Genomic DNA, 1,382 nt, shown 5'->3' with positions numbered 1-1,382 from the left:
CACCAGCGTCATTACCAAACGCGGCGCCACTAGGGGTTGCACGCCTTGCTGCCCCGTACGCAGGGCACGGCAAATGCGGGAGAACATACCGGGAGTCATCGGGCAGAGTCATTGGGAGAGGAATAACTTACAACACGCGCTCAGCCAAGGCCAGCGCCGCAGCGATGGTGTCGTCCATATCGGCATAGGTGTATTGCGCCAAGCGTCCGCCAAAGTACACTCCGTTCAGCGCCTCGGTCTGAGCCTGATACCGGGCAAAGAGGGTGTTGTTTCGGTCGTTGTTGATGGGGTAGTACGGCTCCTTACCCAACTCAAAACTGTCGGGATACTCGTAGGTCACTACGGTATCAGCCTGTTCCCCCATCTCAAAGTGCTTGTGCTCAATGACGCGGGTATAGGGTGTCTCGCGGTCGGTATAGTTGACCACGGCATTGCCCTGAAAGTTTTCCACTCCCTCCAATAGCTGGTGGCCAAAGCGCAGGCTGCGATACTCCAGCATACCGCAGTTATAGTCAAAGTAAGCATCGATACACCCTGTGTAGAGCACGCGGTCGGCCAGTGCATCCAGCTCAGTCCTGTGCGCCAGATAGTCTACCCCGGTGCGTACCTCCACACCCTCAAGCAACTTATCAATCAAGCGGTTGTATCCACCGATGGGCACACCCTGATAGGCATCGTTGAAGTAGTTGTTGTCGAAGACGAAGCGCAGGGGCACACGGCGGATGATGAAGGCGGGAAGTTCCGTGGCTGCACAGCCCCACTGCTTCTCGGTATATCCCTTGATGAGGTACTCGTAGATGTCCTTTCCGCAGAGCTTTAGTGCCTGCTCCTCCAGATTGGCCGGCTCGGCGATATGGGCATATGCCCCGCGCTGCTCGGCTATCTTGGCCTTAGCCTCAGCCGGCGTACGCACTCCCCACAGTTGGTAGAAGGTGTTCATGTTGAAGGGCAGGGAGAAGAGCCGCCCCTTATAGTTGGCCACGGGACAATTGGTGTAGCGGTTAAATTCGGTGAGTTGGGTCACGTAGTCCCACACCTTGCGGTTGTCCGTATGAAAGATATGTGCGCCATAGCGGTGCACGTGAATGCCGCGCACATCCTCACAGTAGATATTGCCGCCCACGTGGGGGCGTTTCTCCACCACCAGGCAGCGCTTACCGGCCTTCTTGGCCTCATGGGCAAACACAGCGCCGTACAGTCCGGCACCAACTATCAGATAATCGTATGGTTTCATGCGTTCAAATGGTCTTTGGATGATGTGGTGAGAAGGGGGCTATGTATTCATTAGGATACTGATGTCTGATCTAATGCGCCGAATAGCGTCATATTGTTCAAAGGCCAAGACCCTTTTGAGGATATTTTGTTCAAAGTCTACCCCGGTG

1 protein-coding gene is annotated in these 1,382 nt (G+C 55.3%); it reads right to left on the bottom strand.

The window, feature by feature from the left end:
- Positions 1 to 127 precede the first annotated feature (127 nt).
- Positions 128 to 1,234: a UDP-galactopyranose mutase gene (glf, locus tag Q4P78_RS08760; RefSeq protein ID WP_303339993.1), complete on the bottom strand. Its 1,107-nt coding sequence runs from the start codon at positions 1,232 to 1,234 to the stop codon at positions 128 to 130.
- Between the last annotated feature and the right edge of the window lie 148 nt (positions 1,235 to 1,382).

Source organism: Rothia sp. (in: high G+C Gram-positive bacteria), from assembly GCF_030540545.1.
Classification (GTDB): domain Bacteria; phylum Actinomycetota; class Actinomycetes; order Actinomycetales; family Micrococcaceae; genus Rothia.
The sequence above is the reverse complement of the archived record's forward strand: the minus strand, read 5'-3'. Positions and strand labels throughout refer to the sequence as shown.

Bases quoted from the DNA above. Each gene is read 5' to 3' on its own strand.
- glf (WP_303339993.1), bottom strand. From the start codon at position 1,234: ATGAAACCATACGATTATCTGATAGTTGGTGCCGGACTGTACGGCGCT.